The sequence below is a fragment of the Nonomuraea sp. NPDC052265 genome, from assembly GCF_044547985.1.
Taxonomy (GTDB): Bacteria; Actinomycetota; Actinomycetes; order Streptosporangiales; family Streptosporangiaceae; genus Nonomuraea.
In genome coordinates this window covers 240,090-265,172 of record NZ_JBIUBJ010000005.1, presented here as the reverse complement: position 1 = coordinate 265,172, position 25,083 = coordinate 240,090, and the positions used below count along the sequence as shown (strand labels likewise).

Annotated in this window: 27 protein-coding genes and 3 tRNA genes; 8 read left to right on the top strand and 22 right to left on the bottom strand. The window is 71.1% G+C overall.

Annotated elements, in window-relative coordinates; all coding sequences use genetic code 11:
* Nucleotides 1-28: 28 nt before the first annotated feature.
* The 7 genes from rnc to ACIHAD_RS18155 form a co-directional block, all read right to left on the bottom strand.
* A complete protein-coding gene (gene rnc / locus ACIHAD_RS18185) occupies nucleotides 29-748 on the bottom strand; it encodes a ribonuclease III (RefSeq protein ID WP_357697776.1) in 720 nt (239 codons plus the stop codon).
* Nucleotides 749-1,003: 255 nt separating this feature from the next.
* Nucleotides 1,004-1,183, bottom strand: coding sequence for a 50S ribosomal protein L32 (gene rpmF / locus ACIHAD_RS18180; protein ID WP_033409409.1), 180 nt, complete (start codon nucleotides 1,181-1,183; stop codon nucleotides 1,004-1,006).
* Nucleotide 1,184: 1 nt separating this feature from the next.
* Nucleotides 1,185-1,754 carry a YceD family protein gene (locus tag ACIHAD_RS18175; protein ID WP_397355626.1) on the bottom strand — a complete coding sequence of 190 codons (570 nt, stop codon included), beginning with the start codon at nucleotides 1,752-1,754 and terminating at the stop codon, nucleotides 1,185-1,187.
* A 54-nt stretch (nucleotides 1,755-1,808) separates the two neighbouring features.
* Nucleotides 1,809-2,285, bottom strand: coding sequence for a pantetheine-phosphate adenylyltransferase (gene coaD / locus ACIHAD_RS18170; protein WP_397355625.1), 477 nt, complete (start codon nucleotides 2,283-2,285; stop codon nucleotides 1,809-1,811).
* A 14-nt stretch (nucleotides 2,286-2,299) separates the two neighbouring features.
* On the bottom strand, nucleotides 2,300-2,866 hold the full coding sequence (gene rsmD / locus ACIHAD_RS18165; RefSeq protein WP_397355624.1) for a 16S rRNA (guanine(966)-N(2))-methyltransferase RsmD: 567 nt from the start codon (nucleotides 2,864-2,866) through the stop codon (nucleotides 2,300-2,302).
* 393 nt (nucleotides 2,867-3,259) lie between these two features.
* The gene (gene recG / locus ACIHAD_RS18160; RefSeq protein ID WP_397355623.1) at nucleotides 3,260-5,434 is read right to left on the bottom strand and encodes an ATP-dependent DNA helicase RecG; all 2,175 of its coding nucleotides are present in this window, start codon (nucleotides 5,432-5,434) and stop codon (nucleotides 3,260-3,262) included.
* 79 nt (nucleotides 5,435-5,513) lie between these two features.
* The gene (locus ACIHAD_RS18155) at nucleotides 5,514-7,058 is read right to left on the bottom strand and encodes a DAK2 domain-containing protein (protein WP_397355622.1); all 1,545 of its coding nucleotides are present in this window, start codon (nucleotides 7,056-7,058) and stop codon (nucleotides 5,514-5,516) included.
* Nucleotides 7,059-7,257: 199 nt separating this feature from the next.
* Here ACIHAD_RS18155 and rpmB point away from each other — a divergent pair, with 199 nt between their 5' ends.
* Nucleotides 7,258-7,443 carry a 50S ribosomal protein L28 gene (gene rpmB, locus ACIHAD_RS18150; RefSeq protein ID WP_049556934.1) on the top strand — a complete coding sequence of 62 codons (186 nt, stop codon included), beginning with the start codon at nucleotides 7,258-7,260 and terminating at the stop codon, nucleotides 7,441-7,443.
* Nucleotides 7,444-7,603: 160 nt separating this feature from the next.
* On the opposite strand, the gene thiD is transcribed toward rpmB, so the two are convergent.
* From thiD to ACIHAD_RS18135, 3 genes are all read right to left on the bottom strand, one after another.
* On the bottom strand, nucleotides 7,604-8,392 hold the full coding sequence (thiD, locus tag ACIHAD_RS18145) for a bifunctional hydroxymethylpyrimidine kinase/phosphomethylpyrimidine kinase (RefSeq protein WP_397355621.1): 789 nt from the start codon (nucleotides 8,390-8,392) through the stop codon (nucleotides 7,604-7,606).
* Between the two features lie 38 nt (nucleotides 8,393-8,430).
* Nucleotides 8,431-10,128 (bottom strand): hypothetical protein, encoded by a 1,698-nt coding sequence (locus tag ACIHAD_RS18140; protein ID WP_397355620.1) that lies wholly within the window; start codon nucleotides 10,126-10,128, stop codon nucleotides 8,431-8,433.
* 230 nt (nucleotides 10,129-10,358) lie between these two features.
* A complete protein-coding gene (locus ACIHAD_RS18135) occupies nucleotides 10,359-11,306 on the bottom strand; it encodes a thiamine-phosphate kinase (protein ID WP_397355899.1) in 948 nt (315 codons plus the stop codon).
* 68 nt (nucleotides 11,307-11,374) lie between these two features.
* Here ACIHAD_RS18135 and ACIHAD_RS18130 point away from each other — a divergent pair, with 68 nt between their 5' ends.
* The gene (locus ACIHAD_RS18130) at nucleotides 11,375-11,608 is read left to right on the top strand and encodes an Lrp/AsnC family transcriptional regulator (protein ID WP_125637145.1); all 234 of its coding nucleotides are present in this window, start codon (nucleotides 11,375-11,377) and stop codon (nucleotides 11,606-11,608) included.
* A gap of 21 nt (nucleotides 11,609-11,629) precedes the next feature.
* Nucleotides 11,630-12,064 (top strand): DUF3515 domain-containing protein, encoded by a 435-nt coding sequence (locus ACIHAD_RS18125; protein WP_397355619.1) that lies wholly within the window; start codon nucleotides 11,630-11,632, stop codon nucleotides 12,062-12,064.
* Here ACIHAD_RS18125 and ACIHAD_RS18120 read toward each other — a convergent pair.
* The 3 genes from ACIHAD_RS18120 to ACIHAD_RS18110 all read right to left on the bottom strand — a co-directional run bounded on the left by ACIHAD_RS18120 (nucleotide 12,047) and on the right by ACIHAD_RS18110 (nucleotide 14,875).
* Complete coding sequence (locus ACIHAD_RS18120) at nucleotides 12,047-13,141, bottom strand: D-alanine--D-alanine ligase family protein (protein ID WP_397355618.1); 1,095 nt, start codon at nucleotides 13,139-13,141, stop codon at nucleotides 12,047-12,049. The two genes, ACIHAD_RS18125 and ACIHAD_RS18120, sit on opposite strands and share 18 nt — an antisense overlap.
* Before the next feature lie 62 nt (nucleotides 13,142-13,203).
* Entirely contained in the window at nucleotides 13,204-14,214 is a 1,011-nt protein-coding gene (locus ACIHAD_RS18115) for an NAD(P)H-dependent glycerol-3-phosphate dehydrogenase (RefSeq protein WP_397355617.1), read from the bottom strand.
* 4 nt (nucleotides 14,215-14,218) lie between these two features.
* Complete coding sequence (locus tag ACIHAD_RS18110) at nucleotides 14,219-14,875, bottom strand: lysophospholipid acyltransferase family protein (protein WP_397355616.1); 657 nt, start codon at nucleotides 14,873-14,875, stop codon at nucleotides 14,219-14,221.
* Between the two features lie 134 nt (nucleotides 14,876-15,009).
* Between ACIHAD_RS18110 and cofC the strand changes: the two genes are divergently transcribed.
* Both cofC and ACIHAD_RS18100 read left to right on the top strand, forming a co-directional pair.
* Entirely contained in the window at nucleotides 15,010-15,645 is a 636-nt protein-coding gene (gene cofC / locus ACIHAD_RS18105) for a 2-phospho-L-lactate guanylyltransferase (RefSeq protein ID WP_397355615.1), read from the top strand.
* A 53-nt stretch (nucleotides 15,646-15,698) separates the two neighbouring features.
* Nucleotides 15,699-15,905, top strand: a complete 207-nt coding sequence (locus tag ACIHAD_RS18100) for a hypothetical protein (protein WP_397355614.1) — start codon at nucleotides 15,699-15,701, stop codon at nucleotides 15,903-15,905.
* A 69-nt stretch (nucleotides 15,906-15,974) separates the two neighbouring features.
* Here ACIHAD_RS18100 and ACIHAD_RS18095 read toward each other — a convergent pair whose 3' ends face one another.
* From ACIHAD_RS18095 to leuC, 4 genes are all read right to left on the bottom strand, one after another.
* On the bottom strand, nucleotides 15,975-16,274 hold the full coding sequence (locus ACIHAD_RS18095) for an HU family DNA-binding protein (RefSeq protein WP_352352161.1): 300 nt from the start codon (nucleotides 16,272-16,274) through the stop codon (nucleotides 15,975-15,977).
* 99 nt (nucleotides 16,275-16,373) lie between these two features.
* Nucleotides 16,374-16,601, bottom strand: coding sequence for a hypothetical protein (locus ACIHAD_RS18090; protein WP_397355613.1), 228 nt, complete (start codon nucleotides 16,599-16,601; stop codon nucleotides 16,374-16,376).
* Nucleotides 16,580-17,167, bottom strand: a complete 588-nt coding sequence (gene leuD, locus ACIHAD_RS18085) for a 3-isopropylmalate dehydratase small subunit (protein ID WP_397355612.1) — start codon at nucleotides 17,165-17,167, stop codon at nucleotides 16,580-16,582. Before leuD ends, ACIHAD_RS18090 begins: the two co-directional genes overlap by 22 nt.
* Nucleotides 17,168-17,180: 13 nt before the next feature.
* Nucleotides 17,181-18,566 carry a 3-isopropylmalate dehydratase large subunit gene (gene leuC / locus ACIHAD_RS18080; protein WP_397355611.1) on the bottom strand — a complete coding sequence of 462 codons (1,386 nt, stop codon included), beginning with the start codon at nucleotides 18,564-18,566 and terminating at the stop codon, nucleotides 17,181-17,183.
* 63 nt (nucleotides 18,567-18,629) lie between these two features.
* Between leuC and ACIHAD_RS18075 the strand changes: the two genes are divergently transcribed.
* Complete coding sequence (locus ACIHAD_RS18075) at nucleotides 18,630-19,346, top strand: IclR family transcriptional regulator (RefSeq protein WP_357697664.1); 717 nt, start codon at nucleotides 18,630-18,632, stop codon at nucleotides 19,344-19,346.
* Nucleotides 19,347-19,404: 58 nt separating this feature from the next.
* Nucleotides 19,405-21,117: a hypothetical protein gene (locus ACIHAD_RS18070; protein WP_397355610.1), complete on the top strand. Its 1,713-nt coding sequence runs from the start codon at nucleotides 19,405-19,407 to the stop codon at nucleotides 21,115-21,117.
* 118 nt (nucleotides 21,118-21,235) lie between these two features.
* On the opposite strand, the gene ACIHAD_RS18065 is transcribed toward ACIHAD_RS18070, so the two are convergent.
* The 4 genes from ACIHAD_RS18065 to ACIHAD_RS18050 form a co-directional block, all read right to left on the bottom strand.
* Nucleotides 21,236-21,308 (bottom strand) — tRNA-Glu (locus ACIHAD_RS18065).
* 19 nt (nucleotides 21,309-21,327) lie between these two features.
* Nucleotides 21,328-21,403, bottom strand: a tRNA-Glu gene (locus ACIHAD_RS18060).
* Between the two features lie 79 nt (nucleotides 21,404-21,482).
* Entirely contained in the window at nucleotides 21,483-21,785 is a 303-nt protein-coding gene (locus ACIHAD_RS18055; RefSeq protein ID WP_397355609.1) for a hypothetical protein, read from the bottom strand.
* A 503-nt stretch (nucleotides 21,786-22,288) separates the two neighbouring features.
* A tRNA-Gln gene (locus tag ACIHAD_RS18050) sits at nucleotides 22,289-22,360 on the bottom strand.
* A 166-nt stretch (nucleotides 22,361-22,526) separates the two neighbouring features.
* Here ACIHAD_RS18050 and ACIHAD_RS18045 point away from each other — a divergent pair.
* Nucleotides 22,527-24,497 (top strand): M3 family metallopeptidase, encoded by a 1,971-nt coding sequence (locus ACIHAD_RS18045; RefSeq protein ID WP_397355608.1) that lies wholly within the window; start codon nucleotides 22,527-22,529, stop codon nucleotides 24,495-24,497.
* Nucleotides 24,498-24,532: 35 nt separating this feature from the next.
* On the opposite strand, the gene ACIHAD_RS18040 is transcribed toward ACIHAD_RS18045, so the two are convergent.
* Nucleotides 24,533-25,075: a PadR family transcriptional regulator gene (locus tag ACIHAD_RS18040; RefSeq protein WP_397355607.1), complete on the bottom strand. Its 543-nt coding sequence runs from the start codon at nucleotides 25,073-25,075 to the stop codon at nucleotides 24,533-24,535.
* Nucleotides 25,076-25,083 lie beyond the last annotated feature (8 nt).

Genomic DNA, 25,083 nt, shown 5'->3' with positions numbered 1-25,083 from the left:
GCCCGGCAGGGCTTCCCGAGCGCCGGGGTCAGCTCGCGGGCTGGCTCTCGCGCTGCTCCCGGCGGGCCCGGATGCGCGTCCAGGCCGCCTCGGCCGCCTGCTGCTCGGCCTCCTTCTTGCTGCGCCCGGTGCCCGAGCCGTAGGACTCGCCGCCGACGCGGACCATCGCCGTGAACGACTTGGCGTGGTCGGGCCCGCTCTCCTCGACGTGGTACTCGGGCACGCCGAGCGCCTCGGAGGCGGTGAGCTCCTGCAAGGACGTCTTCCAGTCGAGCCCCGCGCCCAGCGAGGCCGAACGCACGATCAGCGGGTCGAACAGCAGGTGGACGACCCGGAACGCCTCGTCGAGGCCCTTGTCCACGTAGATCGCGCCGATCAGCGCCTCAAGCGTGTCGGCCAGGATCGAGGACTTGTCGCGCCCGCCGGTGCCCTCCTCGCCCCTGCCGAGCCGCAGGAACCGGCCGAGGCCCAGGTTGCGGGCGACGTCGGCCAGCGCGCGCATGTTGACCACCGCGGCGCGCAGCTTGGCGAGCTGCCCCTCGGGCAGGTCGGGGTGGTTGCGGTAGAGGGTGTCGGTGACCACGAGACCCAGCACCGAGTCGCCGAGGAACTCCAGGCGCTCGTTGGTGGGCAGGCCGCCGTTCTCGTACGCGTAGGAGCGGTGCGTCAGGGCCCGCTCCAGGATGTCGGGGTCGAGGCCGACGACCAGGACCCGCTGCAGCTCTTCCCTGGCGACCTCCACGGCCACCGGCTTAGGACCTGCGCCCACGTGTTTCCTCCTCGGACATCTTCACAAGGCGGCCGCGGAAGATGCCCGAAAACGTGGTGGGCGTCGGGGTAACGCGTTAGCCCCGGCGTCCACCACGGCCGCGGGCGAACCGCCGCCGTACGCTTCTACAGACGTTAACGCCGACCGAGGCACAATGGCACCCGGTCGGCATCACGTCAACTGCTGACGGTGAGCCCGCCGCCGGTGTGACGGGCGGGCCTGCTGTCAGTGTGATCAGGCGGACGGCTCGATGACCTGACGACGGTTGTAGGTGCCGCAGGTGGGGCACGCGATGTGCGGCTGCTTGGGCGAACGGCACTGCGGGCAGCTCACCAGGGCGACAGCAGTCGTCTTCCACTGGGAGCGACGGGCGCGGGTGTTGCTCCGCGACATCTTTCGCTTCGGGACGGCCACGTCACTTCTCCTGATCGTTATCGTTCTCGGAAACCAGACCTTGCAACGACGCCCAGCGGGCATCGATCTTCTCGTGCCGATGATCGGCGCCGGCCTCGGCCAGCTTGATCCCGCACTCCGTGCAGAGCCCCTCGCAGTCCTCGCGGCACACGGGGCTCAGCGGCAGTGCGAGCACCACCGCGTCGCGGAACGTCGGCTCGAGGTCGAGCAGCTCTCCGTCGAGCAGTGAGTCCTCCTCCGAGGCGTCCTCGTCGGAGTAGAAGAACAGCTCCTGCAGATCGACCTCGATGTCCGAGGTGATCGGGTCAAGGCACCGCGCGCACTCCCCGGCGAGCGGGGTGTGCGCCGTGCCCGAGACGAGCACGCCTTCCATCACTGCTTCGAGCCGGAGGTCCAGCTCGACTTCGGCGTCTTTGGGGACACCGATCATGTCGACGCCGAGGTTAGCCGGTGCCGGAAGGGACAGGGTCATCTGCCGCATCGTGCCCGGTCGCTTCCCCAGATCATGAGTGGAGAGCACCCAAGGGGAGCGGGGGTCGAGGTGCTGAGTCATCCTGCTCTCGCTAGGCATGGCGAAGACGTTCGCCGTCGTACAAGGCCGAAATGAAAGGATACCAGGTCGCGGTCAGCCCCTGAGACGCTCGATGAGCAGCTTGTGCACCAGGTCAGGGACCAGGCCGGACACGTCGCCACCATACCGCGCGATCTCCTTGACCCGGCTGGAGGACAGGAAGGAGTACTCGGGATTGGTGGGCATGAACAGCGTCTCGACCCCCGAGAGGCGGTAGTTGAGCTGGGCCATCTGCAACTCGTAGTCGAAGTCGCTGACGACCCTGATGCCCTTGACGATGGCGGGGATGTCGTTGTTCTTGCAGAAGTCCACCAGCAGGCCGTGGAACTTCTGCACTTTGACGTTGGGGTACTCCTTGGTCACGGTCTGAAGGATCTCGATCCGTTCGTCGACCGTGAACAGGCTGCTCTTCTCGATGTTGATGAGGACCGCCACGACCACCTCGTCGTACAGGCGGGCGGATCGGCCGATGATGTCGAGGTGGCCATTGGTGATGGGGTCGAACGACCCCGGGCAGACAACGCGGCGCAAGACGCCTCCCAGGTCTACGGGTTCCCGGCGGCGCGACCGTACCAAACGGATGCTTCGCCGTATCTACGGACCCTCTCCTCAACATAACCTTCCGGCCATATCAAGGACTTTCCCCTGGTTTCCCGCTCGAATGCCACCAGCCCGTCGTCCACCAGCCAGCCGTTGTCGCGCAGCAGCTCCAGGACCCGCGTCACCTCGCCGTCGCCCAGCGCGTACGGCGGATCGGCGAAGACGATGTCGTACGGCTCCTCCGGCGGCTTGGCCAGGACCCGTTCCACCTTGTCGCCCACCAGCTCGGCGCCTTCGAGTTCGAGCGACCGGATGTTGGCCCTGATCGTCCGGATCGCCTTGGCGTCGGACTCGACGAGCAGCGCGTGGGCCGCGCCCCTGGACAGCGACTCCAGGCCCACGGCGCCAGAACCGGCGTACAGGTCGAGCACGCGGGCCTCACGCAGGCCGTAGAGGGAGTCGAGGGTCAAGAAGATGCCTTCCCTGGCCCTGTCGCTGGTCGGCCTCGTGCCGCGCCCCGGCGGCACGGCCAACCGCCGCCCACCCGCGCTCCCCGCGATGATCCGAGTCATAAGGACCATTGTTCCGCATGTTCGCGCAGGTCAAGAGTGGACAAGTGTCGGCCTCGACTGCGCAAGGGTGATTCACATCGGGCGGATCGGCCCGCATGATGAGTCTGCGGCCTTCAAGGTGACCCACATGAAGGCCGACCGGCGTGATCGTGAGCCCTTCCGCACGCCGGTTCCCTCGGCACCTGACCCGAGGGTGGGCCCAGCCGGGGACGGCATTCGGGGGGAGGCCGTCCCCGCGGCTGGGTTTTCACATCTTCTTCTCTTACGGCTTCGCGTGGTCTCCCACTCGCCTTACTTCGGCTGATGGCCGTCCATGTAACGGCCTCTGACCCTTCACCGGCTCGCCGCCGTCACGCGAGCCCTTGTTGACCGGCTCCGCGGTTTCCCGGGCCCTCACGTCTTCTCCAAGTACTCCGCCTTCTCGTCCTCCAGGAGGCGGGCTATCTCGGCGCGCAGGCCCTCATGGTGGGCCAGTTCGGGATCATCCGACAGGAGATTTGCGGCTTCGTCCCTCGCTGTTGTGATGAGGTCTTCGTCTCGCAGGAGCTGGAGGAGTTTCAGCGAGCTGCGCTTGCCCGACTGGGCCGCCCCCAGGACGTCGCCCTCGCGGCGCTGCTCCAGGTCGACGCGGGACAGCTCGAAGCCGTCGAGCGTGATGGCCACCGCGTCGAGGCGGGCACGGGCCGGGGTGCCCTCGGGGAAGTCGGAGACCAGCAGGCACAGGCCGGGCAGGCCGCCCCGGCCCACCCGCCCGCGGAGCTGGTGTAGCTGGGAGACGCCGAAGCGGTCGGCGTCCATGATGATCATGACCGAGGAGTTGGGCACGTCGACGCCCACCTCGATGACCGTGGTCGCGACCAGCACGTCGACCTCGCCCTTCGTGAAGGAACGCATGATCGCGTCCTTCTCCTCCGGCGGGAGCTTGCCGTGCAGGGTCTCGACGCGCAGGTCCTGGAAGGGGCCCTGGGTCAGCAGCTCGGCGACCTCCAGCACGGCCAGCGGCGGACGCCGCTCGTCGTCGCCGCCCGAGGCCAGGTCGCCCTCGTCGCCCTCCAGGTCGCCGATCCGCGGGCACACGATGTACGCCTGCCGGCCCAGCTCCACCTCCTCGCGCACCCGCTGCCAGGTGCGTTCGAGATAGTGGGGCTTCTCGGCGGCGGGCACGACGTGCGTGGTGATGGGCGCGCGCCCCGACGGGAGCTGCGACAGCGTCGAGACCTCCAGGTCGCCGAAGACGGTCATGGCGACCGTGCGCGGGATCGGGGTCGCGGTCATCACCAGCACGTGGGGACGGCCGCCGCCCGCCTTCTCGCGCAACGCGTCACGCTGCTCCACGCCGAAGCGGTGCTGCTCGTCGACCACCACCAGGCCCAGGTCGGCGAACTGGACGTGCTCCTGGAGCAGGGCGTGCGTGCCGACCACGATGCCCGCCGTGCCCGAGGCCGCGTCGAGCAGCGCCGAACGCCGGGCCGCCGCGCCCATCGAACCCGTCAGCAGGGTGACCGCCGTGCCGCCGAACATGCCGCCCTGGGCCAGCTCGCCCAGCATGTTCGTGATCGAGCGGTGGTGCTGCTGGGCCAGCACCTCCGTGGGGGCCAGCAGCGCGGCCTGGCCGCCGGCGTCGACCACCTGGAGCATCGCCCGCAGCGCCACGACCGTCTTGCCCGCGCCCACCTCGCCCTGCAGCAGCCGGTGCATCGGGTGCTCCAGCGCCAGGTCGGCCGCGATCTCCTCCCCCACCTGCGCCTGCCCCTCGGTGAGCGTGAACGGCAGCCGCGCGTCGAAGTCGGCCAGCATGCCGTCCGAACGCCTCGGACGCGCCTTGGCCGGCCACGCCGTGGCCGCCTGGCGGCGCTGGAGCAGCACCGCCTGCAGCACGAACGCCTCGTCGAACTTCAGCCGCTTGCGCGCCCGGCCCACCTCGGCGAAGTCCTTCGGCCGGTGGATGGCCACCAGCGCCTCGGCCAGCGGCTGGAGGCCGTGCCTGGCCCGCAGCTCGGCGGGCAGCGGGTCGTCGAGCGGGCCCAGCGTGTCGAGCACCACGCCGACCGCCCGCCTGATCGCCCACGGCGTCAGGTCCTTGCCCGCGGGGTAGATCGGCACCGGCGCCGAGGCGAACTCCTCGGCGCTCGCCTCGCCCTCCTCGAACAGCTCGAACTCGGGGTGCGAGAGCTGCCAGCGCGGCTTGGACCGCGCCCCGAACAGCCCCACCTTGCCGGCGAACATGCCGCGCCGCCCCGGCTTGAGCCGCGACTCGGCCACATGGGAGCCCTTGCCGAAGAACGCCAGGTAGATCCGGTTGCCGTTGCCGTCGACGACCTCGGCCTCCAGCCACGTGCCGCCGCGGTTGCGCATGGGCTTGCGCATCAGCCTGGTCACCTCGCCGACCACGGTGACGTGCTCGTCGACCTCCAGCGCGTCGAGCGAGGTCAGCTCGCCGCGCTCGGCGTAGCGGCGCGGGTAGTGGCGCAGCAGGTCGCCGACCGTCTCCAGGCCGAGCACGCTGTGCAGCAGCTTGGCGGTCTTCGGGTCGAGCGCTTTGGTCAGGGGCTCGTCGAAACGGCTCACGGGATCCAGTTCTACCGCCTGTGGCCGACAGGAATCCCGCACCGGGCCCCGGAGTCGCCCGCGGAAGGGGCCAGGACCGCTACTCGACGCCGATCAGCAGCGGGTAGCCGCCCTGCTCTCCGTCGTAGACGGCCAGGTCCACGTCCGGCCGGGTGCGCCGCAGGTGGTCCTCCAGGCGGACGGCGAGCCGTTCGGGCAGGCCGGAGCCCGTGACCAGGGTCACCAGCTCGCCGCCGCCCGCCAGCATCCTGTCGACGATCAGCCTCGCCACGCGTTCCAGGTCGCCGCCGATCACCGCCACGTCGCCGTCGATCAGGCCCAGCACGTCGCCCGGCCTGCACACGCCCGCGCTGGTGAAGGCCTCCCTGTCCGCCACCGTCAGATGCCCGTGCCTGGTGTGGCCGGCCGCGTCCGTCATGGCCACCACGTCGTCGTCGAACCGGCGCAGCGGGTCGTGCACGGCCAGGGCCGACAACCCCTGCACGGTCGCCTTGGTCGGCAGGACGCTGACGACCACGCCGTCCTCGCGGGCGATCTCGGCCGCCGCGACGGCGACCGCGAGGACGCCCTCGTCGTTCGGCAGCACGGCCACCTCCGCGCCCGCCTGCCTGATCGCGGCCAGCAGCTCGGGCAGCACCGGACGGGTGCCGGGCGCGCGGCGCACCACGACCGCGCCGCTCTCCTCGAACAGCGCCGCGATCCCGTCGCCCGCCGCCACCGCCACCACGCCGCTGCCCGCCCTGCCCCGGTGCGTCCGCTCGGCCAGGTAGGTGATCCTGATCCGGTACGGACGCCCCGCCCGCAACCCCGCCTCCACGGCCGCCCCCGCGTCGGCCACGTGGACGTGCACGTTCCACAGGCCCTCACCGCCCACCACGACCAGCGACTCGCCCATGGCGTCGAGCTCGTCGCGCAGCACGGCCACCGCCCGCTCGTCGGCGTCCAGCAGGTACATCACCTCGTAACCGGCCCCCACCTCGGTCATCGGCGTCACCCGGGCGGTCGGCGCGGGCACGTCGTAGTGGTCGCTGTAGGAGTCGGTGAGCACGGCGGCCAGGGTCTCCAGCATGATCGCCGCCCCCGCCCCGCCCGCGTCCACGACCCCGCTGCGGGCCAGCACCTCAAGCTGCCCCGGCGTACGGCGCAACGCGGCCCGCGCCTCCCGCGCCGCCTGCCGGGCCACCTCGCACGCGTCGCCGTCCACGTCCTGGGCGGCCCGTGCGGCCGACTCCAGCACGCTCAGCACCGTGCCCTCGACCGGCCTGGCCACGGCCTCCCTGGCGAGCGTGGACGCCCTGAGCAGCCCGGCACGCAGGTCCGGACCGTCCTTGAGCACCTCGGCCAGCCCGCGCAGCGCCTGGCTGACGATGACCCCCGAGTTGCCGTGCGCCCCGACCAGCGCGCCGTACGCGAGCGTCTGCCACACCACGGCCGCGTCCACGTCGTCGGGCAGGGACTCGACGGCCTCGGCCGCGGACAGCATGGTGAGGTGCAGGTTCGTGCCGGTGTCGCCGTCGGCCACGGGGAACACGTTGAGGGCGTCGATCTCCGACCTCGCGCTGCCGAGGGCGTCGGCGGCCAGGCGGGCCCAGCGTCGCACCGCGGGCGGGTCGAGGGCCTTCATCTGCGCTCCTTCGACCTCCCCGCATGCGCTACCTTGTTGGAGGAGAATATCCCCGCACCGGCCACCGTCCAGTGCTCTGGTTCGCGCCCAATGGTGTGGATCAGATATTCTCGTCTGGCTGGCCGGTTGTCCCGGCATGCCCTCCGCCCGGAATGCATCAGCGGACAGGGCTACATCGACTGTTTTAAGGAGCGATACCGTGGCTTCCGTCTGCGATGTCTGCCGCAAGGGGCCGACCTTCGGCAACAACGTGTCCCACTCCCACCGCCGTACCCGTCGTCGTTGGAACCCCAACATCCAGACGGTCCGCGCGGTCATCGGCGGCACGCCGAAGAAGCTGAACGTGTGCACCTCGTGCATCAAGGCGGGCAAGGTCACCCGCTAGTTCTCGTCTTTCGCGAAGCCCGTCACTCCTGGTCGTAGGAGTGACGGGTTTTCGTCGTGCCCGCCCCCGCCGACCCCGGCGCCGACCCCGCTGTGGCGGGGGCAGGGCAGGCGTGGAGGGCGGATCTCAGCGCCGGAGCCGGGCGTGGAGGGGCCGGGGGTCAGCGCCAGAGCCAGGCGTGGTCCACCGGGCCGATGCCGCCGCCCAGGGGGAAGCCGCGGGCGATCGCGCCCGTCACGTACTCCTTGGCCTTCCCCACCGCCGTCGGGACGTCGTCGCCGAGCGCCAGCCGGGAGGCGAGGGCCGAGGCGAGGGTGCAGCCCGTGCCGTGGGTGTGGCGGTTGTCGAGGCGTTCGGCGGCGAAGCGGTGCTCGGTCGTGCCGTCGGTCAGGAGGTCGACGGGGGCGCCGGGCAGATGGCCGCCCTTGATGAGGGCCCAGGCCGGGCCGAGCGAGAGCACGGCGTCGGCGGCCCTGCGCAGGTCGTCCTCGTTCTCGACCTTGACGGAGGTGAGCTGCTCCACCTCCCACAGGTTGGGCGTCACGACGGTGGCGACGGGCAGCAGGCGGGTCCTGAGCGTGTCCACGGCCTCGGGGGCGAGCAGGGAGTCGCCGTGCTTGGACACCCCGACGGGATCGACCACCACCGGCGCGTCGTACGCCCCCAGCACCTCGGCCACCGTCTCCACCAGCACCGGTGAGGCCAGCATCCCGGTCTTGACCGCCTGCGCCCCGATGTCGCCCAGCACGGAGTCGAGCTGCGCGCGCACGGCCTCCGGCGGCAGCTCCCAGTAACCCTGGACGCCCAGCGAGTTCTGGGCCGTGACGGCGGCGATCACGCTCATGCCGTGCACGCCCATCGCCATCATGGTCTTCAGGTCGGCCTGGATGCCCGCGCCGCCTCCCGAATCGGAGCCCGCGACGGTCAGCACACGTGGAGGGGTCGTCATGACCCCATCCAACCACTCGACCGGCACTTATCCGGCACTCAGCCGATGGCGCACTCCCCGCCGACCAGCCCGCACGCGCCGGGCTCCTGCGCCTTGCCCGTCGCCGAGTACGTGACGTCCACCGAGTCGCCGGCGGCCAGCGAGCCCGACAGGTCGATGATCAGCAGGTCGCCGTCCTGGGTCCAGGTGCCGCCGTTCACGTCCATGACGCGGCCCTCGACCGGGAGGGAGAAGGTCGCGTCGTCCAGCGGGGCCTGCGACTGGTTGGTGACGCGCAGCTTGGCCGAGTACGTGGTGAGCCGCTGCTTGACCGTCTGCCGCACGTTCACCGAACCGCCGCTCCCGCCGGACCCGGCCGTCGAGGTGGTCTCGGGCACGGCGCTGCTGCCCACCGTGGGCACCACGCCGGTGTCGGAGTTGCCCATGGACGTGGCGTCGTCGGTCGGGGTCTCGGAGATCGTCTCCTCGGTGGACGGCTCGGGGGCGCGCGTCGGCTTGGCCGAGGGCTTCGGCCTCGTCCTGGTGGGCGTGGGGGTGGGGGCCGAGGTGCGGCGCGGGGGGCGGTTGCCGTACGTGGGGGCGGTGGTCGTCGGGGCGTCGGAGGGCGTGCTCGTCTCCTCGTCCTCCGACGGCTCCTCCGTGGGCTCCTCCTCGTCCTCGGTGGGGTCGGAGACCGCGGCGGTCGTGGGGCTGGTGCTGGTGTGGACGGCGGCGCAGCTCGCGTCCGCGCACGTGCCGGAGTCGCCCGAGGAGCTCATGAGCTTCACGCCGGCGACCGTGCCGCCGAGCACGACGGCCACGGCGGCGACCGACAGCAGCGCCATGCGGCCCTTGCCGTTGCCCTTGCCCCTGCCGCCGCCGGTGGGGGCGTCCGGGCCGTCGTCGTCGCCACCGCCGCCGCCCCTGGACGACTTGCGCCGGCCGCCCCGGCGGCGGCCGCGGGACTCGTCGGGCTCGTCGAGGTCGTCGAGGTCCTGGTCGGAGGACCAGCCCGAGCGCAGGAAGCCGGTCTCGGCCTCCGCCCAGGCGGGGGTGTGCACGGCGGTGGGCTCCCCGGCCACCTTCACGTCACCGGGCTCCGGCGGCCTTCCCGGGAAGGCCGCGTCGGAACCGCCGGGCACGTCGAACCTGGCGGTGCCGCCGGATTCGGGAACGTCGAACCTGGCCGTGCTCCCGGGCTCCGGTGCGTCGAAGGGCCCGGTGCTCCTGCCCTGACCGTCGAACGGGCCCGTGCTACGACCGGACGCGTCGAACGGGCCGGTGTTGCGCTGAGGGGCGTCGAAGGGGCCGGTGGTGCGGCCGGAGGCGTCGAAGCTCGGCGGGGCGCCGAAGGCGGCCGTGGCGTCCGGCTGGGACGAGGGCCCGGCGGAGGGGCCGACGGCGTCCCAGTCGGCCGGGCGGGCGAACGCGCCCGTCACCTCGAACGGCCCGGCCCCGTTCGGCTCGGGATAGGGAGACCCCGAGAAGGCGGGCCTGTTCGGCTCGGAGTACCCGGGCCCGGAGAACGCGGACCCGGACGGCTCGGAATACGCAGACCCGGAGAAGGCGGGCCCGGACGGCGGCGGAAAGGAGCCTGCGGGGTCGTCGGACGGCGTGAACCCCGGGGTGGCGTCGGCGGGCAGCGCGAAGGCCCCCGTGGTCTCGAACGGCTCGGGCTGCCTGCCGGGCCGCGGCGGGCCGTCCTCGCGGCGCGGCATCGGGGCCCACTGCCCCGTCACCTCGACCTGGTCCGGCAACGCCGGCCAGCCCGGCGCCTCGGCCGGATCGTCGGGACCCCAGAAAGCGCTGCCGTTCCCCCGTTCATCCCCATCGTCGGATCCACCGGTGCCGTGGCGGCCCATGGCTGCCCTTTCTCGCGGTTGCAGTGGCCGCCAATCTTCATAACACCTTTACTACGTCCTTGTCACAATAATCCCGATAGTGCCACCCCAAACCAGGAAAATTTCACGTAAATCAGGACAAGTCATCACCGAAAGTGATCCCAGCCACCTTGTCCCATGTCACGGCCGTACACCAGGACGCCCTCGCCCTCGACCACCCGGCCCACGACCTGCCACGACGACGGCAGCCGTACGTCCGGGGGGAAAACCGCGGCGAGCGCGTGATCCTCGCCACCCGTGAGCACCCATTCGAGTGGATCGTTCCCCAGCTCCTTGGCCGCCGCCGCCACCGGCTCCCCCACGGTGAACGCCTCGGGATCGAGCTCGACGCGTACGCCACTGGCCGCGGCGACGTGCCCGAGGTCCTGCACCAGGCCGTCGCTGACGTCGAGCATCGCGCTCGCGCCCAGAACGGCCGCCCGCGGCCCCTCCTCGTACGGCGGGCAGGGCCGCCGATGGGCGGTCACCGCCTCCTCCAGCACGGCGGACTCCGCGGCGACCCCGGCCTCCAGCAGCGCCAGCCCGGCGGCGGCGTACCCCAGCCGCCCGGCCACGGCCACCACCTGCCCCGGCCGCGCCCCGGACCGCGTCACCGGCGCCCGCCCGCGCAGGTCGCCCAGCGCGGTCACCCCGATGACCACCAGGTCGGACCGGGTGATGTCGCCCCCGACCACGCTCGCGCCGACCACCGCGCACTCCTCGCGGAACCCGTCGGTCAGGGCGTCGAGCCAGGCCACGGGCAGGTCGGCCGGGATGCCGAGCCCGACCACGATGGACGTCGGCACGGCCCCCATGGCGGCGATGTCGGCCAGGTTCTGGGCGGCGGCCTTGCGGCCCACGTCGCGCCCGCCGGACCAGTCGAGCCGGAAGTGCCTGCGCTCGACCAGCAGATCGGTCGACACGACCACCCGGCCGTCGGGCGCGGCGACCATGGCGGCGTCGTCGCCGGGGCCGAGCATGACTCCCTCTCCCTGGGGCAGGCGTCCGGCAATACGATTTACGACACCGAATTCGCCGAGATCTCCGACTGTGATGACGCACCTCCTGACGCACACAGGGTACGGTGGCCCTTCGGCGTGATCCAATCGCCCGGGAGGACGTGATGGTGCAGGCCTACATCCTTATTCAGACCGAGGTCGGCAAGGCCGCCGCCGTTGCCGAGGAGATCTCCGGAATTCCGGGGGTCACCCAGGCGGAAGACGTGACGGGGCCCTACGACGTGATCGTCCGCGCGGAGGCGCGCAACGTCGACGAGCTCGGCAAGCTGGTCGTGGCGCAGATTCAGGCGGTGGAGGGGATCACGCGTACTCTTACGTGTCCGATCGTTCATATCTGACACATTCGAGGACCGGGTTCCATGCGCGCCGCCGCCGTTCTGTTCGTTCTTCTGGCACTCGCCGGCTGCGGCGGCGCCGTACGGGTCGATCCGCCCAAGCCTTCGGGGGAGGCGGCGGCGGCCTGTGACCGGCTCGCGCCCCTGCTGCCCAAGACGCTCGACGGCGCCGAGCGCGGCACGTCGGAGCCGGCCTCGCCGTACGTGGCGGTCTGGGGTGAGTCGTCCATCGCGTTGCGCTGCGGCGTGCCGCGTCCTGCCCGGATGGCGCCGACCGACCAGCTCCAGGAGATCGACGGAGTGGGCTGGTTCGCCGACCCGGACAGGCCCATCCTGTTCACCGCCGTGGCCGCGCCCACGTACGTGGAGGTCACGGTCGGCGGCGACCACGCGGCGTCCGACGTGCTCGCCAAGCTGTCGGGGCCGATCGGGCGGGCCGTGTCAACGCAGTCCGGGTGAGCGCGACAGCGCGAGCTGGATCAGCCGGTCGACCAACTGCGGGTAGGACAACCCCGAGGCCGCCCAGAGCTGCGGCGCGACCGACAGCGAGGTGAACCCGGGCATCGTGTTGATCTCGTTGAAGACCAGCCGGCCGTCGGGCGTGTAGAAGAAGTCGACCCTGGACAGGCCCTCGCACTCCAGCGCCTCGAAGGCGCGTACGGCCATCGCGCGCAACTCTTCCGCGGTCTCGGCCGGGATGTCGGCGGGCACGGTGAGCGACATCTGGTCGGGGTAGTACTTGGCCTCGAAGTCGAAGAACTCCTGGCCGCCCTCGACCCTGACCTCGCCGGGCATCGACGCGGCGGCGGGCTCGTCGCCGAGCGACTCCAGCACCGCGCACTCGATCTCGCGGCCCTCGATCGCGGCCTCGATGAGCACCTTGGGGTCGTGCAGCCGGGCGGACTCGACGGCCGCCTCCAGCTCGGCGCGGTCGTGGGCCTTGGAGATGCCCTGGGAGGAGCCGGCCCTGGCGGGCTTGACGAACACCGGGAAGCCGAGCTCCTCGGCCTCCTTCAGCACGCACTCGCGGTTGAGCCGCCAGTCGCGGTCGCGGACGACGACGTAACGGCCGATCGGCAGCCCGGCGGCGGCCATCACGGTCTTCATGTGGGCCTTGTCCATGCCGACGGCGCTGGCCAGCACGCCGGAGCCGACGTAGCGGACGCCGGCCATCTCCAGCAGGCCCTGGATGGTGCCGTCCTCGGCGAACGGGCCGTGCATGACGGGGAAGACCACGTCGACCGAGCCGAGCTCGACCGGGATGCTCCCGGGGTCGTAGGCCACCAGCCCGGCGCCGCCGCTGGGCAGCGCGAGCGCGGCGCCCGAGGTGTCGACCTCGGGCAGTTCCCCGGCCTCGATGGCGAACCGCTGGTCGGACGCGGCGAGCACCCACCTGCCGTCCTGGGCGATCCCGACGGGGATCACCTCGTACTTACTCCTGTCGATCACATCCAGCACGCTGCCCGCGCCCATGAGGGACACGGCATGCTCAGAATTGCGACCTCCGAAAACGACGGCGACGCGTGGCTTGCTCATGACGTCCGAATCTACCGGGGTGTCCCCCTGACAGCGAGTCGAGCGCGCGGTGACGTCCGGATTCACACGCCGTACCGTTCCGGTTTGGGCGAGCGGGACATGAGCAGCATGCCCGCCTCCGACGGCGACATGCCGTCGTGCACGACCCCGACGACCACCTCGGTGATCGGCATCTCGACGTCGTGCTTCCTGGCCAGCTCAAGGACGGACTCGCAGGACTTCACGCCCTCGGCGGTCTGCTTGGTGGCGGCGACGACCTCGGCGAGGGTCATGCCGCGGCCCAGGTTCTCGCCGAAGGTGCGGTTGCGCGACAGCGGCGAGGTGCAGGTGGCGACCAGGTCGCCCATGCCGGCCAGCCCGGCGAAGGTGTGGGGGTCGGCGCCGAGCGCGGCGCCCAGGCGGGAGATCTCGGCCAGGCCCCTGGTGATGAGCATGGCGCTGACGTTGTCGCCCATGCCCATGCCCGCCGAGACGCCGACGGCCAGCGCGATCACGTTCTTCACCGCGCCGCCCAGCTCGACCCCGACCACGTCGGTGTTGGTGTACGGCCGGAACCACGGCGGCAGATGGCAGGCCGCCTGAAGGCGTTCGGCGACGGACTCGTCGGTGCAGGCGACGACCGTGGCGGCGGGCTGGCGGTGGGCGATCTCCTTGGCCAGGTTGGGCCCGGACACCACAGCGACGCGCTCCTCGGGCACCTCGGCGACCTCGCGGATCACCTCGCTCATGCGCTTGGTCGTGCCCAGCTCGACGCCCTTCATGAGGCTGACCAGGACCGCCCCGGACGGGATGTGCTCGCGCCAGGCGGTCAGGTTGGGCCGCAACATCTGCGAGGGCACGGCGAGCACCACGAAGTCGGCGCCGTCGAGCGCGCGTACGGGATCGGTGGTGGCGCGCAGGGACTCGGGCAGCGTCACGCCGGGCAGGTAGTCGGGGTTGGCGTGGTCCTTGTCGATCGCCTCGACCAGCTCGGGCCTGCGCCCCCACAGCGTGACCTGGTTGCCCGCCTCGGCGAGGACCATGGCGAACGTGGTGCCCCACGAGCCCGTGCCGAAAACGGCTACCTTTGTCATGCCATCACCGCCCGGCGGGATCGTAGGGAGACTCCGGGGCCTTGTCGCCGCGCAGCTCGGTCAGTTGCTCGGTGATGGCCGCCATGATGTCGGCGGTCGCCTCCCGCAGCACACTGGCGCGCAGGGGCTGCCCCTCGTACTTGGACAGGTCGACCGGTGGGCCGACGGTCACGTGGAAGGTCTTGCGCGGGAACAGCCTGGGCTTCTTCGCGCCGTACGGGAGCAGTTCGTGGGCGCCCCAGTGGGCGATGGGGATGACCTTCACGCCGCTCTCCAGCGCCAGCCGGGCCGCGCCGGTCTTGCCCACCATGGGCCACAGGCCGGGATCGCGGGTGCAGGTGCCCTCGGGGTAGAACAGGATGGCCGCGCCGTCGCGCAGCCGCTGGGCCGAGGAGCTGAGCGACCTGGCCGCCTCGCTGCTGCCCCGCTCGACCGGGATGGCCAGCAGGCCGTTGAGCGCCCGGCCCAGGAAGGGCACCTTGAACAGCGCGGCCTTGGCCAGGATGACCGGCCAGCGGCCGTTGTTGAACAGGAAGTGCGACAGCAGGACGGGATCGGCCCAGGACAGGTGGTTGGCCGCGATGATGATGCCGCCGGTGCGCGGGAGGCGCTCGCCGTTGCGCCAGTCCTTCTTCACCAGGAGCCACGACAGCGGTTTCACCACCGCTACTGCGAATGACTCCCAGAAACGCGAAGGTCTCGTGGGGCGGCTCATGGTCTCCTCCAACCGGTACGGTATTCGCCCCAAGTCTCCCGGTTGGCCGCGTGGGATGTCGAGGCGAGATGCTTAAGCCTATGAGCAACCGCTGGTCTCTGGTCATTCCGGTGAAGACGCTGGTCGCGGCGAAGACCCGGCTGGCCGCCGCGACGGGACCGCACCGTACGCGACTGGCCGTGGCCGTGGCCTGCGACACCGTGGCGGCGGCGCTGGCGTGCCCGGCGGTGGCGCGGGTGATCGTGGTGACCGCCGATCCGGCCGCCGCGGGGCCGCTGGGGGCGCTGGGCGCGGAGGTGGTGCACGATCCCGACCGCGGGCTCAACACCGCGCTGCGCACGGGCGCGGCCCATGCCGTACGCGTCGCGCCCGGCGACGCGGTGGGCGCCCTCCAGGCCGACCTGCCGGCCCTGCGACCGGCCGAGCTGGCGACGGCGCTGACGGCGGCGGCCGAGTTCGACCAGTCGTTCGTGCCGGACGCCCAGGAGGTCGGCACGACGTTCTACGGCGTGCTGCCGGGGCGGCCGTTCACGCCGCGGTTCGGCGGCGAGTCGCGGGCCAAGCACCTGGCCGGCGGCGCGAAGGAGTTGTGCGTGCCGGGCATCGACTCGCTCCGGCGGGACGTGGACACCCCCGACGACCTGCGCGCGGCCCTCGCCCTGGGCCTGGGCCGGCACACGGCGGCGGTGGTCGCCGACCTGTGGCCGCGGGAGTGATCCTGCGGGCCGCCTCTCGCCCGCCGGGCGGCGGTCGGCTTAGGCTGGTCGGCGTGCAGGCGACGGTACGCAGCTTCGACGAGGTCACCCGTTCCGGCTCGGTCTTCCTCGACGACGGGACGGTGCTGGAGTTCGGCACGCGCGCCTTCGACGCGGGGCCGCTGCGGCTGCTGCGCACGGGTCAACGGGTGAATCTGGCCACCGACGGCGGGGAGATCACCTACATCACGCTGTCGACGTTCCCGATTCCCGGCGCCTGAATGACGGCGGGGTCCCGGAAAACAGCGAACGCCCGGGCGTGGGCCGCCCGGGCGTGATGTCCGCTGAGACTATTTCTTCTTGCCGATCTGCTTGCCGCCCTCGTTCACCAGGTCCTTGAATTCGGAGCCGGGACGGAACTTAGGCGCCCAGCTCTCGGCGACCTTGATCTCGGCGCCGGTCGACGGGTTCCTGGCAGTGCGGGCGGGCTTGTTCACCATCTCGAACGCGCCGAAGCCCGTGATCGAGACCTTGTCCCCGCTCGCCACAGCTTTCTGGATGGCCTCGATGACCGCGTTGACGGCCTCGGTGGCCGTCCTTTTGTCGCCCACCCGATCGGTGATGGCGTCGACGAGCTCTCGCTTGTTCATGAAAGTCCTGCTCCCCCAGTGACGGCTCGGGGTTCCAGCTCTCGAGTTCGACGTAGAAACCCCTTACGCGCTCGAAAGTAGGCGGGATCGCGGGGGAACTCAATCACCCAGCGTGTTTTCCCCCTCGCGTGGCGTGTCGAGCGCGCTCAAAAAGGCGTCGAGGCGGGTGGCCGCCCTTTCCGGATCGCGCTTGGCGAGATCGCAGATGGACAGGTAGCGGCGGGCCGCGCGTTCCTTGTCGGCGGCGGGGAGCAGGCGGACGCGGCGGTGCGCCTCGCGCAACCGCCGCGCCAGTTGGTCGTCCTCTAGACGGTCGTCGGCAGCCATGGCTGCCGACCATTCTCGTACGCGGCCACGTCGTCGGCGTGACGCAGGGTCAGCCCGATGTCGTCCAGGCCCTCGGTGAGGCGCCAGCGGGTGTAGTCGTCGATCTCGAACGGCACGACCTCGCCGGCCCAGCGGACCTGGCGTTCCAGCAGGTCGACGGTCACCTGGAGCGTGGGGTCGGCCTCGACGGCGGACTGCAGGGCCTCGACCTTCTCGCCGGGCAGGACGACCGGCAGCAGGCCCATCTTGGTGGAGTTGTTGCGGAAGATGTCGCCGAACCGGGCGGCGATCACGGCGCGGAACCCGTACTGCTGCAGGGCCCACACGGCGTGCTCGCGGGAGGAGCCGGTGCCGAAGTCGGGGCCGGAGACCAGGATCGAGCCGCCCTCGTAGGAGGGGTCGTTCAGGACGAACGTCGGGTCCTCGCGCCAGGCGGCGAACAGGCCCTTCTCGAAGCCGGTGCGGCTGACCTGCTTGAGCCAGACGGCCGGGATGATCTGGTCGGTGTCGACGTTGCTGCGGCGCAGCGGCACCGCCGTACCGGTGTGGGTGGTGAAGGCGTCCATCGGTCGGTTCTCCTTACAGGTCGGCGGGGGCGGTCAGGCGGCCGGTGACGGCGGTCGCGGCGGCGACCTGCGGCGACACCAGATGGGTGCGGCCGCCCTTGCCCTGGCGGCCCTCGAAGTTGCGGTTGGAGGTGGAGGCGCTGCGCTCGCCGGGCTGGAGCGTGTCGGGGTTCATGCCGAGGCACATCGAGCAGCCGGCCTCGCGCCACTCGGCGCCGGCGGCCTTGAACACCTCGTGCAGGCCCTCCTGCTCGGCCTGGAGCTTGACCAGCATCGAGCCGGGCACGATCAGCGTGCGGGTGCGGACCTGGCGGCCGCGCAGGATCTCCGCGGCCGAGCGCAGGTCCTCGATGCGGCCGTTGGTGCACGAGCCGACGAAGACGGTGTCGACCTCGATCTCGCGCAGCGGCGTGCCCGCGGTCAGGCCCATGTACTCCAGCGCGCGCTCGGCGGCCGAGCGCGCGACCGGGTCGGCGAAGCTGTCGGGGCTGGGCACGGACTCGCCCAGCGGCAGGCCCTGGCCGGGGTTGGTGCCCCACGTGACGTACGGGGTCAGGGTCGAGGCGTCGATCTCCACGACCTTGTCGAAGACGGCGTCGTCGTCGGTGCGCAGCGACTTCCAGTACTCGACGGCCTGGTCCCACAGCTCGCCCTTGGGGGCGTGCCGGCGGTCCTTGAGATAGGCGAACGTGGTCTCGTCCGGGGCGATGACGCCGGCGCGGGCGCCCGCCTCGATGGACATGTTGCAGACGGTCATGCGGCCCTCCATGGAGAGCTTGCGCACGGCCTCGCCACGGTACTCGACGATGTAGCCCTGGCCGCCGCCGGTGCCGATCTGGGCGATGATCGCCAGGATCAGGTCCTTGGCCGTGACGCCGTCGGGCAGCTCGCCCGAGACCTCGATGGCCATCGTCTTCGGCCGGTAGGCGGGCAGCGTCTGGGTGGCCAGGACGTGCTCGACCTCGGAGGTGCCGATGCCGAACGCGATGCCGCCGAAGGCGCCGTGGGTGGAGGTGTGCGAGTCGCCGCACACGATCGTCATGCCCGGCTGGGTCAGGCCGAACTGCGGGCCGATGATGTGCACCACGCCCTGGCCGGCGTCGCCCATCGGGTGCAGCCTGATGCCGAACTCGGCGGCGTTCTTGCGCAGCGTCTCGACCTGGCCCTTGGAGACGGGGTCGGAGATCGGGCCGAGGACGGTCGGGACGTTGTGGTCCTCGGTGGCGATGGTGAGATCGGGCCTTCGCACCTTCCGGCCGGCGAGACGGAGTCCGTCGAACGCCTGCGGACTGGTCACCTCGTGAATGAGGTGCAGGTCGATGTAGAGCAGGTCGGGTTCGCCCTCCGCACGGCGGACGACGTGCTGCTCCCAGACCTTCTCGGCCAGTGTGCGGCCCATGATCTCCTCCTTGAGATTGCCTCCGACTTGCTTTCTCATATGTCGAGACGGCAGTATCGGTGTATGGACAACTCTAGCGGAGTCGGAGTACTCGACAAGGCCGTTCTTGTACTCAATGCCCTCGAAGCGGGGCCCGCTTCCCTGGCTCAGCTCGTCCAGGCCACCGGCCTGGCCCGCCCCACGGCCCACCGGCTGGCCGTCGCACTTGAGCACCACCGCATCGTGAGCCGCGACACACAGGGCCGGTTCGTGCTCGGGCCGCGGCTTTCGGAGTTGTCCACGGCGGCCGGCGAGGACCGGCTGCTGGCGGTGGCCTCGCCCGTGCTGACGCAGCTGCGCGACCTGACCGGCGAGAGCGCGCAACTCTACCGGCGCCAGGGTGACGAGCGGGTCTGCGTGGCGGCGGCCGAGCGGGCCAGCGGCCTGCGCGACACCGTCCCGGTGGGCTCGGCGCTGCCGATGACGGCGGGCTCGGCCGCCCAGATCCTGCTGGCCTGGGAGGAGCCGGACCGGCTGCACAGGGGCCTGCGCGGCGCCAAGTTCACCGCCGCCACCCTCGCCTCCGTACGACGCCGCGGGTGGGCCCACAGCGTCGGCGAGCGCGAGCAGGGGGTGGCCAGCGTGTCCGCTCCCATAAGGGGCAGCGGAGGCAAGGTGATCGCCGCCGTCTCGGTCTCCGGACCCATCGAGCGGCTCACCAGAGCGCCCGGCCGGCTGCACGCCGTGCCCGTCATGGCGGCCGCCGAACGCATCACCGAGGCCATGCGCCGCACGTCATGATCGGCGAAAGCTCGTATTTCGGGGGCCGACTGCCTCGTGGGCGCACTAGCCTGAGTGCGTGACAGATCGCATCGAGGTAGCCGCCACTGAGCTGCGACCCCTGCTCGAAGAGTTCATCATGTGGGCCCGCTCCAACGCGCCCGGAAGCGACCCCGAGCTCGTGGGGCCTGCCGCACTCTGGCACCGTCTCGCCTTCTCGCAGGACCTCGGCACGTGGAAGCGTGCTGACCTGCGCAACCTGCTGCTCGACCGCATGCCGAAGGTGGTGGAGGATCCCGACGCCGCCGCCGACGGCATGCTGCCCGCCGTCGACGCGTACCTGACGTTCCTCTCCCAGACCGGCAGGCTCGCCGAGGGCTCTGACTCCCTCGCCGACCTTCAGGCCGAGCTGGACGACGTCGAGGACGAGTTCGTCGAGCTCATGGAAGACCTGCTCGACGACGACGGCGCGGGTGACGAGGAGGACGAGACCGGCGACCTGGGCGACTTCGAGGCGTTCGCCGACGAGCTGGCCGAGCTCGACACGATCAGGCTGCGGCCCGACTCCGAGCTGGCCGCGGCCGCCCGCCAGGCGCCGCTGGTCGCCAAGGCCCGCGACCTGGCGCTGTGGGTGGGCTCCGGCCGCCGCGTCGGCGAGGACACCCTGCTCACCGACGCCGAGGTGGAGGAGGCGCTGGCCACCGTCGGCCTGCCCAGGCCCGAGACCGACGGCCCGGTGGCCGAGGTGGTCCCGCAACTCTGGAACATCTGGAACCTCGCGGTCGACCTGGAGTTCCTCGAACCGGGCGAGGGCAACACCGTCGCCGTCCAGGACGACACCTCCGAGTGGCCGTTCGACGACGACGAGGACGTCCTCGACGCCTGGATGCTCGGCCTGCACTCGGTCGACTACGGCGACCCCGAGCTCGACGACGACGACCTGACGATGGCGCTGGCCGGCCTGACCCGGGGCCTGCTGGTCAGGCTGCTGCTGGCCGGCGGCTCGCGCGAGCGCGACGACCTGGCCCGCGAGCTGGCCGAGGCCGCCGCCGACCTCGACGAGCTGGGCGGCGACGCCTGGGAGGCGGCCGGCGACCCGCTGGTCCCCGCCATCGACTGGCTGGTCGGCTACGGCATGATCGAGGTCGAGGGCACGACCGTGCGCCTCACCCCGCTGGGCACCGAAGGGGTCGTCCACCTGGTGGACGACGCCGACATCGAGGTCGACGCCCGGCCCGCGATCGAGTCGATGAGCGCCCACGAGCTGCTCGCGCTGAGCGCCGAGCTGCCCGAGGAGGAGGCCGACGCCGAGTTCGCGGCCTGGATGCGGCTCAGGGAGCCGGCCAAGGCCGCCGAGGAACTGCTCGGCGCGGCGGCCGAGGACGAGAGCGACGCCCTGATCCGGGTGCAGGCGGCCAGCGTGGTAGGCACCCTGGGCGAGGCCGCCGTCCCGGCCTGGCAGGCGGTGCTCAAGCAGCCGTCGCTGCGGCCGTACGCGGCGACGCACCTGAGCCAGCTGGAGGTCGAGGGGGCGCCCGAGCCCACCCAGGACGACACCCACTGGCTGATCCTCGACATGTGGACGATCTCGGCCGGGCTGGGGCGTTCCGAGTTCGTCAGCAGCCTGCGGGACATCGGCCCCGACATGGTCAACGGGCTTCTCGAAGTGATCTGGAAGATCCCGCACGCGCACGTGGAGGAGCTGCTCGACCTGATCTCGCAGGTCCACCCCGACAAGCAGGTCGCCAAGGCGGCCCGCCGCGCCCTGTTCAAGGCCCGCTCCTCGGCCTGACCCCGCAACGGCCAGGGCTCCGCGCGTTCCGCGTGGGGCCCTGTTCCCGTTCGCGGACGGGCCCGTACAACGCGAAAACGCCCCGATGCTTGACGCATCGGAGCGTTTTGGGTGAACGTAGTCCCGACCGGATTCGAACCGGCGCTACCGCCTTGAGAGGGCGGCGTCCTGGGCCACTAGACGACGGGACCTTCGCTCAGCTTGTGACAGTGGTAGTCCCGACCGGATTCGAACCGGCGCTACCGCCTTGAGAGGGCGGCGTCCTGGGCCACTAGACGACGGGACCCTGTTCACAAGCTGGTGCCGGGTCTCCCCGGCGACGCAGGTAACTCTACCGCACCCCGCAGACCACAACCAACCCGTTGTCAGCGCATGAGATCGGGCCTGAGGCGGCGGACCCAGTCGCCCATCGGCCCCCGTTCCCACAGCGGGTCGATCTCGCCCAGCGGGATCGCGACCTCGGGCCGTCCGGTGACGGGGTCGGCCGGCTGGGTGTCCACCACGTCGATCCTGGAGATGTCGGGCCAGCGCAGGCGCACCCGGAAGCCGCGGGCGTCGGCCAGTTCCACGCCCTCCGGTGTGAACCGCACCACCGTGCCCGCGACCAGTCGGCGGTGCTTGACGACGAGCACGCCGAACAGGGCCGCCGTGGCCACCGCGCCGATCACGACGCCCAGCGCGGAGCTGCCGGTGAGGATCGCACCGAGGAGCAGGCAGACGGCGAAGAAGAGCCCGAGCGGCGCGGCGAAGGGGGGCGACGAAGCGGGCCAGGCCGCCCTCGCGCATGCGGAATTCGTCCATGAGCCGGGGGACGCTACCCGCCGGGCAGCCTGCGGCGGAAGCCCTCGGCCACGACGTCGGCACGGTCGCGGACGTCGAGCTCGCGCGGGCCCACCGCCGCACCCCTCCGCCCCGAAGCCCTCAACAGCCTCCTGCGGAACGAAACCCGCGTCCGTCGTCACGGGATGTCGAACATGCCGACTTCGCCCCTGTACGACAGAGTCAGGGCCGCCCTGGTGGCATCGGCGTGCTTGGCGACGTTGGCCGGCGCGGGTGGACGCCGGGCACGCGGCCACGGCGGCGGAGTACCGCGGGATCACCGAGATCCTGGACGGCCTGACGAAACGAAAAAACGGACATCTCTCAAGGAGACATCCGTTTCAGGAACTTGCTGGGGTACCAGGACTCGAACCTAGACTAACTGAACCAGAATCAGTCGTGCTGCCAATTACACCATACCCCACCGCTGCGAACCCCTTCGCGGAGCGCGCTTGGCGACGTCCGAAAGAATAGCCCAGCTAGGGGGGTAAGACCAAAACGATTGCCGAAGCGGTGTCCGGCCGACTGCGGCAGGGGCTCCGACGTGCCAAGCTGAAGAGGACAAAACACCACGTGGAGGAGCCCCAGCGTTGGCCGAGAACCCGTTCTTCGCCCCTAGTAGCCTGCCGTACCAGCTGCCGCCGTTCGCGGACGTCCGCGAGGAGCACTACCTGCCCGCGTTCGAGCGCGGCATGGCCGAGCACCTGGCCGAGGTCGACGCGATCGCGAACAACACCGAGCCGCCCACCTTCGACAACACGATCGCGGCCCTGGAGCGTTCTGGGCGGATCCTCGACCGCACGGCCACGGTCTTCTTCAGCATGGCCGCGTCCAACTCCAGCGACGGGATCATGGAGATCGAGAAGGAGATCTCCCCGAAGCTGACCGCGCACAACGACGCGATCCGCCTCAACCGGGCGCTGTGGGCGCGGATCAAGCAGGTCGGCACGTCCGACGCCGAGGAGGCGTGGCTGCTGGAGAAGTACCGGGAGGACTTCGTCCGGGCCGGGGCCGACCTGTCGGAGTCGGAGCAGGACCGGCTGCGCGAGCTCAACGGTGAGCTGTCGAAGCTCTCGACCGAGTTCGCACAGACCCTGCTCAAGGCGTCCACCGAGGAGGCCCTGGTCGTCACGGACCCCAAGGAGCTCGACGGCTTCGACGAGGCCAGGATCGAGTCCTTGCGCAAGGACGACGGCACGTACGCGCTGCCGCTGCTGAACTTCACCAACCAGCCCGGCCTGGCCCAGCTCACCGACCGCGACGTGCGCCGCCGCCTGTACGAGCTGAGCGTCGAGCGCGCCCCGGCCAACTTCGGGCGGGCCGCCAGGATGGCGACGCTGCGGGCCGAGCGGGCGGCGCTGCTCGGCTTCCCCGACCACGCCGCCTACTCGGTGGCCGACCAGACGGCCAAGACCGTCGAGGCGGTCGAGGAGATGCTCGGCCAGCTCGTCGGCCCGGCCGTGCGCAACGCCGGCAAGGAGGCCGAGGCGCTGACCGAGCAGGCCGGGTTCGGGATCGAGCCGTGGGACTGGTCGTACTACTCGGAGAAGGTGCGGCTGGCCCGCTACGACTTCGACGCCGACGCCATGCGGCCCTACTTCGAGCTGAACCGGGTCTTCAGGGACGGCGTGTTCTTCGCCGCCACCCAGCTCTACGGCATCACCTTCACCGAGCGGCCCGACCTGCACGGCTACCACCCCGACGTGGCCGTCTTCGAGGTGTTCGACGAGGACGGCGGCCCGCTCGGCCTGTTCCTGCTCGACCCGTACGCCAGGGCGAACAAGCGCGGCGGCGCGTGGATGAACAACCTGGTCGACCAGTCGCACCTGTTCGGCGAGCTGCCGGTGGTCATGAACAACCTCAACGTCACCAAGCCGGCCTCGGGGCCGACGCTGCTGACGTACGACGAGGTGAACACCGCCTTCCACGAGTTCGGGCACGCGCTGCACGGGCTGTTCTCCGAGGTGCGCTTCCCGCGCGTGTCGGGCACCAGCGTGCCGCGTGACTTCGTCGAGTACCCCTCGCAGGTCAACGAGATGTGGGTGACCTGGCCGGAGGTCCTGGCCAACTACGCCAAGCACCACGAGACGGGCGAGCCGATGCCCGCCGAGCTGGTGGAGAAGCTCAACGCGGCCGAGAAGTTCAACCAGGGCTTCACGACGGTCGAGTACCTGGCGGCCACGCTGCTCGACTGGGCCTGGCACAGGCTGGCTGACGGCGAGCAGGTGGCCGACGCGCAGGCGTTCGAGCAGGAGGCGCTGAAGGCGGCCGGGATCGACGTGGCGCTGGTGCGCCCCCGCTACCGGACGAACTACTTCGCCCACATCTTCTCGGGCGGCTACAGCGCCGGCTACTACTCCTACATCTGGAGCGAGGTGCTCGACGCCGAGAGCGTGGAGTGGTTCAAGGAGAACGGCGGCCTGACCAGGGCGAACGGCGACCACTTCCGCCGCGAGCTGCTCTCCAGGGGCGGCAGCCTCGACCCGCTGACCGCCTTCCGCAACTTCCGCGGGCGCGAGCCGGGCATCGGGCCGCTGCTGGCCCGCCGCGGCCTCGACTGACCGCCACTCCCCCGTCTTTTCCGATGGGGCTTCTCCTATGGCTCCGGCAGCTCCTCGATGCGCTGCCGGAGCCATTCCTTCTCCGCCCGGCTCGACGCGCGGGCGATCTCCAGCATCCCCCGCCGGTACGGGTCCGGCTCGTCCTTGATCCGGACCGGCCGGCCGCCCTCGTGGAAGAAGCTCGCCGGGGCCTCCAGGAAGGCCAGTCTGCGGCGCAGCACCCTTGACCGGTCGGCGGGGTCGGGCAGCGCCGACAGGAACGTCAGCAGGGCGAAGAAGCGCGTCTGGTCGCTGATGTCGAGCTCGCTCGGGTCGCGCAGCCGCCGCAGCAGCTCCTCGCGGCCCTTCCCGGTGAGCGTGAGCACCTGCCTGCGGGCCGCCGCCGCGCCCGCCTCCTCGTGCCGCTCGACCAGCCCCTTGGCCTCCAGTCTCGATATGGCGGGGTAGAGGGCGCCGTCGCTGACCGGGCGGAGGTGGCCGGTGAGCGCGGTCAGGCGCGCCTTGAGCTCGTAGCCGTGCATCGGACGCTCGTTCAGGAATCCCAGGATGGTGAGGGACAGATCGCCGCCGCTTGCCATGGCGTGCA

Coding starts and splice junctions, on each gene's coding strand:
- ACIHAD_RS18175 (WP_397355626.1), bottom strand. CDS start 1,754: ATGCCTAGCGAGAGCAGGATGACTCAGCACCTCGACCCCCGCTCCCCT.
- rsmD (WP_397355624.1), bottom strand. CDS start 2,866: ATGACTCGGATCATCGCGGGGAGCGCGGGTGGGCGGCGGTTGGCCGTG.
- ACIHAD_RS18155 (WP_397355622.1), bottom strand. CDS start 7,058: ATGAAGGCCCTCGACCCGCCCGCGGTGCGACGCTGGGCCCGCCTGGCC.
- thiD (WP_397355621.1), bottom strand. CDS start 8,392: ATGACGACCCCTCCACGTGTGCTGACCGTCGCGGGCTCCGATTCGGGA.
- ACIHAD_RS18130 (WP_125637145.1), top strand. CDS start 11,375: ATGGTGCAGGCCTACATCCTTATTCAGACCGAGGTCGGCAAGGCCGCC.
- ACIHAD_RS18125 (WP_397355619.1), top strand. CDS start 11,630: ATGCGCGCCGCCGCCGTTCTGTTCGTTCTTCTGGCACTCGCCGGCTGC.
- ACIHAD_RS18120 (WP_397355618.1), bottom strand. CDS start 13,141: ATGAGCAAGCCACGCGTCGCCGTCGTTTTCGGAGGTCGCAATTCTGAG.
- ACIHAD_RS18115 (WP_397355617.1), bottom strand. CDS start 14,214: ATGACAAAGGTAGCCGTTTTCGGCACGGGCTCGTGGGGCACCACGTTC.
- cofC (WP_397355615.1), top strand. CDS start 15,010: ATGAGCAACCGCTGGTCTCTGGTCATTCCGGTGAAGACGCTGGTCGCG.
- ACIHAD_RS18095 (WP_352352161.1), bottom strand. CDS start 16,274: ATGAACAAGCGAGAGCTCGTCGACGCCATCACCGATCGGGTGGGCGAC.
- ACIHAD_RS18090 (WP_397355613.1), bottom strand. CDS start 16,601: ATGGCTGCCGACGACCGTCTAGAGGACGACCAACTGGCGCGGCGGTTG.
- leuD (WP_397355612.1), bottom strand. CDS start 17,167: ATGGACGCCTTCACCACCCACACCGGTACGGCGGTGCCGCTGCGCCGC.
- leuC (WP_397355611.1), bottom strand. CDS start 18,566: ATGGGCCGCACACTGGCCGAGAAGGTCTGGGAGCAGCACGTCGTCCGC.
- ACIHAD_RS18075 (WP_357697664.1), top strand. CDS start 18,630: ATGGACAACTCTAGCGGAGTCGGAGTACTCGACAAGGCCGTTCTTGTA.
- ACIHAD_RS18040 (WP_397355607.1), bottom strand. CDS start 25,075: ATGGCAAGCGGCGGCGATCTGTCCCTCACCATCCTGGGATTCCTGAAC.